Source organism: Bosea sp. (in: a-proteobacteria), assembly GCF_023953965.1.
Lineage (GTDB): Bacteria > Pseudomonadota > Alphaproteobacteria > Rhizobiales > Beijerinckiaceae > Allobosea.
Genome location: NZ_JAMLIX010000002.1, coordinates 1,142,212 through 1,150,000, shown reverse-complemented (window position 1 = coordinate 1,150,000; position 7,789 = coordinate 1,142,212). Strand labels below are relative to the sequence as shown.

Annotated in this window: 9 protein-coding genes (1 of these 9 cut by a window edge); 2 read left to right on the top strand and 7 right to left on the bottom strand. The window is 66.1% G+C overall.

Annotated features, from left to right (window positions below):
- The 6 genes from M9917_RS20560 to M9917_RS20535 form a co-directional block, all read right to left on the bottom strand.
- Positions 1–713, bottom strand: the 5' portion of a protein-coding gene (locus tag M9917_RS20560; RefSeq protein WP_297256838.1) for a sugar phosphate isomerase/epimerase family protein. 190 nt of this gene lie to the left of the window's left edge; only the first 713 of its 903 coding nucleotides appear in the window; the start codon lies at positions 711–713; its stop codon lies beyond the left edge, outside the window.
- Positions 710–1,546 (bottom strand): carbohydrate ABC transporter permease, encoded by an 837-nt coding sequence (locus M9917_RS20555; RefSeq protein ID WP_297256836.1) that lies wholly within the window; start codon positions 1,544–1,546, stop codon positions 710–712. Before M9917_RS20555 ends, M9917_RS20560 begins: the two co-directional genes overlap by 4 nt.
- Positions 1,543–2,442: a carbohydrate ABC transporter permease gene (locus tag M9917_RS20550; protein ID WP_297256834.1), complete on the bottom strand. Its 900-nt coding sequence runs from the start codon at positions 2,440–2,442 to the stop codon at positions 1,543–1,545. The genes M9917_RS20555 and M9917_RS20550 overlap by 4 nt, the downstream gene beginning before the upstream one ends.
- Before the next feature lie 66 nt (positions 2,443–2,508).
- Positions 2,509–3,711, bottom strand: coding sequence for an ABC transporter substrate-binding protein (locus M9917_RS20545; RefSeq protein ID WP_297256832.1), 1,203 nt, complete (start codon positions 3,709–3,711; stop codon positions 2,509–2,511).
- Between the two features lie 40 nt (positions 3,712–3,751).
- Complete coding sequence (locus tag M9917_RS20540; protein WP_297256830.1) at positions 3,752–4,681, bottom strand: alpha/beta hydrolase; 930 nt, start codon at positions 4,679–4,681, stop codon at positions 3,752–3,754.
- Positions 4,678–5,322 (bottom strand): GntR family transcriptional regulator, encoded by a 645-nt coding sequence (locus M9917_RS20535; protein ID WP_297256828.1) that lies wholly within the window; start codon positions 5,320–5,322, stop codon positions 4,678–4,680. The genes M9917_RS20540 and M9917_RS20535 overlap by 4 nt, the downstream gene beginning before the upstream one ends.
- A 91-nt stretch (positions 5,323–5,413) precedes the next feature.
- On the opposite strand from M9917_RS20535, the gene M9917_RS20530 reads away from it, so the two are divergent.
- Together M9917_RS20530 and M9917_RS20525 are read left to right on the top strand one after the other, a co-directional pair.
- The gene (locus M9917_RS20530) at positions 5,414–6,418 is read left to right on the top strand and encodes a mandelate racemase/muconate lactonizing enzyme family protein (protein ID WP_367273934.1); all 1,005 of its coding nucleotides are present in this window, start codon (positions 5,414–5,416) and stop codon (positions 6,416–6,418) included.
- On the top strand, positions 6,321–6,539 hold the full coding sequence (locus tag M9917_RS20525; protein WP_367273933.1) for an enolase C-terminal domain-like protein: 219 nt from the start codon (positions 6,321–6,323) through the stop codon (positions 6,537–6,539). Before M9917_RS20530 ends, M9917_RS20525 begins: the two co-directional genes overlap by 98 nt.
- 193 nt (positions 6,540–6,732) lie before the next feature.
- On the opposite strand, the gene M9917_RS20520 is transcribed toward M9917_RS20525, so the two are convergent.
- On the bottom strand, positions 6,733–7,764 hold the full coding sequence (locus M9917_RS20520) for a LacI family DNA-binding transcriptional regulator (RefSeq protein ID WP_297256824.1): 1,032 nt from the start codon (positions 7,762–7,764) through the stop codon (positions 6,733–6,735).
- Between the last annotated feature and the right edge of the window lie 25 nt (positions 7,765–7,789).

The window sequence follows — 7,789 nt, the reverse complement described above, 5'->3', positions numbered from 1 at the left end:
GCCAATGCGCGCGCGATCGCCGGCCAGTCGATATGACCGGAGCCGACGAAGCCGCGATTGTTCTCGTTCGCCTGGAAATGCACGAGCTTCGACCCCGCCAGCCGGATCGATGCGGCAAGGTCGAATTCCTCCATGTTCATGTGGAAGGTATCGAGCATCACGCCGACGGCGGGCGAGGCGACGGCTTCGACATAGTCCAGCGCATGCCGGCAGGTGTTGCACATGTCGGTCTCGAACCTGTTCAGCGGCTCGACGCCGAGCACGATCCCCTTGTCGGCGGCGCGCTTTGCCGCCTGCGTCAGGCCGCGGACGACCGCATCGACCCGGCGACGGCGCTCGGCCGGCTCGACCGGATGTGGCGCCCGGCCGGCGAAGACCAGCGGCGCGCCATAGAGCGGGCCGCCGACGATACCGGCGCTGAGCGCGGCGGCGATGTCGACGCATTGCTCGAGATAGGCGATGCCGGCCTGATGCGCGGCCGGATCGGGGCTGGCGAGGTCGCGGGTCGGGTTCACCCGTGCCGCCAGCACGATCGACAGGCCGGCATCGGCTGCGGCGGCCTTCGTCCCGGCGAGATCGAGCTCGCCCGGCTCCGGCACGAGCAGTTCGACGACATCGGCTCCGGCCTGCTTCATGCGCTGGAAGGTCGGGAAATGCTCGCGCCCGAAGGGGCGCGCATAGAACATCGAGATCACCCCGATCGCATTGGTCATGATTTGACTGCTCCTGCCGTCAGACCGCCGACGAGCCGCTTCTGCACAAAAAGGAAAAGGATGGTCACGGGCAGGGCAATGATCGTGCCGCCCGCGGTGAGAATGCCCCACTGCACCGTGAATTCGCCGATGAACAACTGCAGGGCGACGGTCACCGGCCTGACCGTCTCGCCCGAAAGCATCATCGCGAACAGGTACTCGTTCCAGGAGGTGATGAAGACGTAGATCGCGGTGGTGACGATGCCAGGCATCACCAGCGGCAGCACCACCAGCCGGATCGTCTGCAGGCGCGAAGCCCCGTCGATCGTCGCGGCCTCGTCGAGATCGCGCGGGATCGCGTTGAAATAGCTGACCAGCATCCAGATCGAGAACGGGATCGAGAAGGTCGAATGGCCGATGATGACGCCGAGGAAGGTGTCGATCAGCCCGAGCGTCCGCATCAGCACGAAGAGCGGGATGATCAGCAGCACGATCGGGAACATGTTGATGACGAGGAAGCTCGTCATCAGCGTGCGCCGCCCGGCGAAGCGGAAGCGCGAGAACGAATAGGCGGCGGGCACGCTGGTCGCGAGCCCCAGCAGGACGGCGCCGCAGGCGATGATCAGGCTGTTCAGCAGATTGACCGGAAAGCTCGTGCGCTGGATCAGCGTTCGGTAGTGCTCGAAGGTCGTGCTGCTCGGCAGATAGCGCACCGGGAACTGGGAGAGGTCCGCATTCGGCTTGATCGAGGTCAGCAGCATCCAGACGAACGGTGCCAACGCGAAGGCGAGCACCAGCAGGACGGGAATTTCGACCTGAATCAGGTTGCGGGCGAAGGAGCGGGGCCGGATCATCGCTCCATCTCCCCGGCCTGCCGGCGGACATAGAGCCAGACGATGCCGAGCAGGATCGCGGTCAGCATCAGCGAGAGCGAGGCGGCATAGCCGAATTCCATGCCGGTATAGGCGCGCAGGAAGGCGTAGAGCGGCAGCGTATGCGTGGCATAGCCCGGCCCGCCGCCCGTCATGACCAGGATGACGTCGAGCGAATTGGCCACCCAGATGATGCGCAGCAGCACGGCCGTCGTGACGATGCCGGCGATCGAGGGCAGGGTGACGTGGAGGAACTGGCGCCAGGCATTCGCCCCGTCGATTTCGGCCGCTTCGTAGAGCTCGCCCGGCACGGTCTGCAAGCCCGCCAGAATGGTGACGGTGAAGAACGGAAAACCCTGCCAGACCAGCGCCAGCATGATGCAGGCCAGTGCCGTGGAGGGCTGGGCGAGCCAGGGATGCGGCGTCGAGATCAGGCCAAGGCGCAGGAGGATGTCGTTGAAGACGCCGAGATTGAAATCATAGATCCAGGTCCACATCAGGCCGATGATCACGCTCGGCAGCGCCCAGGGGATGATCACCAAGGCCCGCGCCATGCCGCGCCACCAGAAGCTCTGGTTGAGCAACAGTGCAGCTGCGAGGCCGAGCAGGAGCTGCAGCGACACGATGCCCGCAACCCAGATCGCGGAGTTCGCGAGCGCGATCCAGAAGACCTCGTCGGAAAGCGCGGTGGCGAAATTCCGCAGGCCGACGAAGCGGAAATTGTCCGGATCGTAGAGAACGTATTCGTGCAAGCTGTACCAGGCCGTCTGCACGACCGGGAACAGGATGACCAGTGCCGTTACCAGCAGTGCCGGCAGCAGGAAGCCGTATGGGGTCGCCGCGCGAAGCATCGCGCCGCTCGCCATTGCCTTGTTCATGGCGTCGTCCCTTAGATCGATGGCTGGCGCCGGAACTGGTCCGGCGTCGTGCGATGCGATCCGGCCTCAGCCGTGGAAGGTCTGTTCGACCGCCCTCATGAGATCGTCCGGGTTCATCCCGCCCGTCAGCGCCCGCTGCAGGTTGGTGGGCAGGACGCGGCCGACGAAATCCGGCGTCTTCACATGGTCCGGCAAGGGCTTGGCGATGGGCAGGGAGGCATCGCTCGCCTCGACGAAGCGCTTGGGATGCACGGTCCAGCTCTTCGCGTCCGAAATGGTGATCGGCAATTGGCCGCTGAGCTTGGCCTGTTCGGCATTGTTCCCGGCGCTCGACAGGAAGCTGATCCAGCGGAAGGCGGCCTCCTTGTTCTTGCTGCCCGCGAAGATCGCATTGGATTCGTCGCCGAAATAGGTCCACCCGCCACCATCGGGGCCACGCGGCACCGGCACGGCCGAGACCTTGTCGCCGAGCGCGCCGACGATTTCGGCAACCGAGCCGATGTGATGGATCGCCATGCCGGTCCGGCCGGCCTTGAAGGCGTCGACGATCTGGCGGAAGGCATCGGTCGGCGCCGAGGGCGGGACGACCTTGTGCTTCACGGCAAGGTCGACGAACCAGCGGTTCGCCGCGAGCGCCTTCTCCGTGACCATGCCGCCCTTGTCGAAGCTGGCGCCGCCGCCGAGGACGAAAGGTCCCCAGTTGTCATGGCAGCCGGCGCCGCCACGCATCCCGTAGCCGTAGACACCGTCCTTGGTCAGGGCCTGTGCGGCCGTGAGGAACTCAGCGAAAGTCTTGGGCGGCTGGAGCCCTGCCTGCTGAAGCAGATCCTGTCGGTAGTAGAGATAGATCACCACATAGTGCAGCGGCATGTAGTATTGCTTGCCGTCGGGCGAGCGGTTGATCTTCCAGACGTCCTCGGCGATGTCGCTGCGGCCCTTCCAGTTGGCGAGGAAGCCGTCCAGCGGCTCCAGCGCCTTCATCTGTCCGAAGCGCGAGAGATAGGACAGCCGCACCATGGCGCAGTCGGGCTGGTTCCCGGCGACCAGGGCCGAGAAGATGCGGTTGATGTAGTCGGTGCCGCCGCCCCACGGGATCGGCTCGGCCTGGATCTTGATGTCCGGGTTCTCCGCCTCGAATTTCGCGACGAGGCCGGCAGGCGTGTTCTGGGGATTGTCGTAATGATACCACCAGCGCACTGTCGCTTTACCCTGGGCGATGGCTGGCCTGGCGGCTTCGAAGGAGAGCGCGGTCGCGCCCGCGAGTTTCATGAAAGTCCTGCGTTCCATAATGTTTTCTTCCCTGATGTTTTTATAGTCTTTCGGTGATGTAGGCCGCCGCCGCGTCGATCATGGCCTGGGCCGGGGCAAGCTTCCGGCTCATGCGCAGGCAGCCATGGACGACGCCGGGCACATGGTCGTGGCGGAAGGCGACGTCTGCCGCCGCGATACGATCGGCCAGGCGGCGTGTGTCGTCGGCAAGCGGATCGAGCCCGCCCGCCGCAAGGTAAAGCGGTGGCAATCCGGCGAGATCGGCATGCAGCGGCGCGCCGAGCGCCGGAGGGGCGTCGAAGGCTGCACCGAGATAGTTGCGCCAGTACCAGCGCATATTGGCCGTGGTCAGGAGATAGCCTTCGCCAAACCGCGCATGGCTGCCGCTTTCGAAATCGGGGGCATAGCAGCCGTAGAACAGGGCAGCGGCGGCGGGGAGGGCGAGCCCGGCATCGCGGCGCTGGATCATCGCCGCAAGCGCGAGCGTCGCGCCGGCCGAGTCTCCGGCAAGCGCCCAGCGTCGCTCATCGACATCGGAGCCGAGTTCGCCGCTGAGCGCGAAGGCGATGGCGCCGAGCGTATCCTCCAGCGGGATCGGATAGGGGTATTCCGGCGCGAGGCGATAGTCGAACCCGAAGATGGCACAGCCGGACGCCGCCACGAGGGTCCGCATCGTGCCGTCATGGGTGTCGACCGAACCGAAGGTCCAGCCGCCGCCATGGACATAGACGACGAGAGGCAGGGCGGTTCCGGGCTTCGGATGATAGAGCCGCCCGCGCAGCGAAGCGCCGTCCAGCCGCACCGTAATCTCGCGGGCCGGGATATCGGGCGCGCCTTCGTTCCAGGCGATCGAGCCGGCGTCGGCGGTGCTGCGGGCCTCGGCGATCGGCAGGGTCTTGAAATCGACGCCCGGCGCCGCCGCGAAAGCGGCGAGAATTGGGGCCATCTGCGGATGGACGAAGGCGCTCACGCGGCCACCTCGTCGCTGCGCTGAAGGACGACCGTGTCGATATGGGAGCCGAGCGCCGCGGCCAGCCCGCGGCCGTCGCCGGCGGCAAGCCGCTCGTAGAGAACGTCGTGGCGTCGCGCCGTCTCGATCAAGGGGCGGCGATGCTCGGGTGCCCAGAGTTTGTAGCGGTTCGAATGCATGATGCAGCGCGCCAGTATCTGCCCGAGGGCATCGAGGCCGGAGAGCCGGAACAGCGCGAGGTGAAAATCCTTGTCGGCTTCGATCACGCGGTATTCGTCGCCCTCGGCGGCGGCTTCCAGCATGGTTGTCCGGAGGCCGCGCAGGTCGTCGAGCGCGGGGCTGTCGGCATGGAGCGCCGCCTTCAGCGCACCGCGCGTCTCGATGCGGCGGCGCAGTGCCAGCATTTCGTCGGCTTCCTCCGCTGTCAGCCGCGTCACGATCGTCCGTCGTCCCGAGCGGACGACGAGGCCGTCCTCCTGCAGGCGCAGCAAGGCCTCGCGGATCGACCCCTGGCTGCAGCCGATCTCATGGGCGAGGCCGAGCTCGGTCAGGACCGTTTCCGGCGTCAGCTCGTTCAGGATGATGCGCCGCTTGACGATACCGTAGACCAGATCGGACGGACGGCTGAGCTTAGGAACCAAGGCGAGCCTCCCGCTGGACAAAGGCCGGTCTCTGCGAATATCGATATCATTATCGATAATGCTGTCAATGCTTGTTGCCGTGGGGAAGCTGATGCGCCACAGGATTCGGAAGATCGACGTTCACCTCGTCTCCGCCCCGGTCCCCGGCGGCTTCGCGGATGCGACGCGCAAGGTCGAGACGATCGGCTTCGTGATCGTGCGCATCACGACGGATCAGGGACTGGAAGGGATCGGCGTCACCTATCACGAGGTCGGCGGCGAAGCGACCTGCGAGCTGATCAACCGCAACATGACGCCGAAGCTGATCGGCCGCGACCCGCTCGAGACGGAGGCGATCTGGCAGGAATTCTTCCACTATTTGCGCGGCGTCGGCCGCAAGGGGCTGATGTATTGCGCGCTCAGCGCCGTCGACATCGCGCTTTGGGACCTCAAGGGCAAGATCGTCGATCTGCCGGTCTACAAGCTGCTCGGCGGGAACCGGACCAAGGTGCCGGTCTATGCCAGTGGCGGCTGGACCTCCTATTCCGACGATCAACTCGTCGACGAGATCAAGGGCATGGTCGCGCGCGGCTTCACGACCGTGAAGTTCAAGGTCGGCTTCGACGGCGGCCGCAATCCGAGGCGCGATGCGGAGCGTGTCCGGAAGGTTCGAGAGGCGGTCGGCCCGGACATCAACCTCATGGTCGACGCAAACAATTCCTTCGATGCGGCGACGGCGGTGCAGCTCGCCAACCGCATCCGCGAATACGACATCTTCCTGTTCGAGGAGCCGGTCTTCGCCGACGACATTCCCGGGCTCGCCCGCTTCAAGCGCGGCACCGACATCCCGCTGGCAACCGGCGAGCACGAATACACCAAGTTCGGCGTCAGGGACCTTCTCATGCACGACGCGGCGGACATCGTGCAGGTCGATGGCGCCCGCGCCGGGGGGTTACACCGAGATGCTGAAATGCGCCGCCCTGACCCAGGCCTGGAATGTAAAGTTCGCGCCCCACGCCATGGAGAACCTCCATCTGCACCTCGTCGCGGCGGTGCCGAACGCACTCTTCCTCGAGCGCCTGCTGATGTTCGAGGACATAACCGCTCAGGTTTTTGACGGTGCGCCGCTGCCGATCGACGGCTATATGCACGTGCCCGACCTGCCGGGTCTCGGCCTCAAGCTGAACATGGATTTCATTGGGGAACGGGACGAAACCTCACCGGCGAGCCGCCGCTGACCGGTTCAGACTGCCACCATGATGTCCGCTTGCCCGGCGGAGAACCAACGCCCGCCCGAAACGATTCGAACTCTTCTGTAAAGAAAGGGCTGGGCGTCGAAATAAGACGTCGGATCGCTAGCTGCAGCAAATGTCGCTTCAGTTCGATGGGAATCCCGAGAGTCCACGCCACCCGGAGGGGTGGCGGCCCGCTTTAGCGCGTGCTCTGCCGCGGAACGAGCGTGAACGGGATGATGCTTTTCTTCGGTTCTGCCGCGCCGGCGAGGCTTGCGAGGATCTTGCGGCCGGCGAGAACCCCGATTTCATGCGCCGGAACGTGAACCGTCGTCAGGCCGGGGCTGACGACCCGGGCGATCGGGAGGTCATGGAAGCCCGCGATGCCGAGCGCGCCGGGCACGTCGAGGCAGCGCGCCTGGGCGGCCATGAGGGCGCCCACGGCATAGACGTCGCTCGTGAAGAAGACGGCATCGGGCGTAAGCGCGAGCACCGCGTCGAGGATCGCCGCGCCTTCCTCGAGATGGGGGACGGACGGCTCGCCGATCGTCAGGATCGGCAGTACCGGCAGGCCGAGCTCGCCAAGCGCGCGGGCGTAGCCGAGCTCGCGGCGGCGGGCGCGCTCGTTGGTGCGGCTCGGGCCGCTGACGAAGGCGATCCGCCGGTAACCGCGTTCCGCAAGATAGCGGGTCATCGCATGAGCGGCGTCTTCGTTCGAATAGCCGACGACCATGTCGAGGGGCGTGCGCGCGAGCTCCCAGGTCTCGACGATCGGCACGCCGCTGCGCTTCAGCAGGTTGCGGCTGTGCTTTGAGCGCGTCACCCCGGTGAGCATGAAGGCGTCCGGCCGATGCGCGAGGAATGCGGCGATCAGCGCATCCTCCTCCTCGAGGCGATAGCCGGTCTCGCCGAGCATCAGGTGATAGCCGTGCGGGCGCAGCGCTTCCGACAGCCCCGTCACGGTATCGGCGAAAATCGCGTGCTGGATGGTCGGAATGACGGCGGTCACGATCCGGCTCTTCGACCGGCCCGACAGGACGCCCGCGACGACATTCGGCACGTAGCCGGTTTCGGCGATCGCCGCCTTCACCCGCGCCAGCGTGCCGGGCGCCACCTTGTCGGGATCGCGCAGCGCCCGCGAGACCGTCATCTGGGTGACGCCGGCCGCCTCCGCGACATCGGCCATGCGCGGCAGCGAGGGGGCGTTCGGCTTGTCGGGCGATCCGCTCACGGCGACCTTTCCGCCCGCCGGCGAG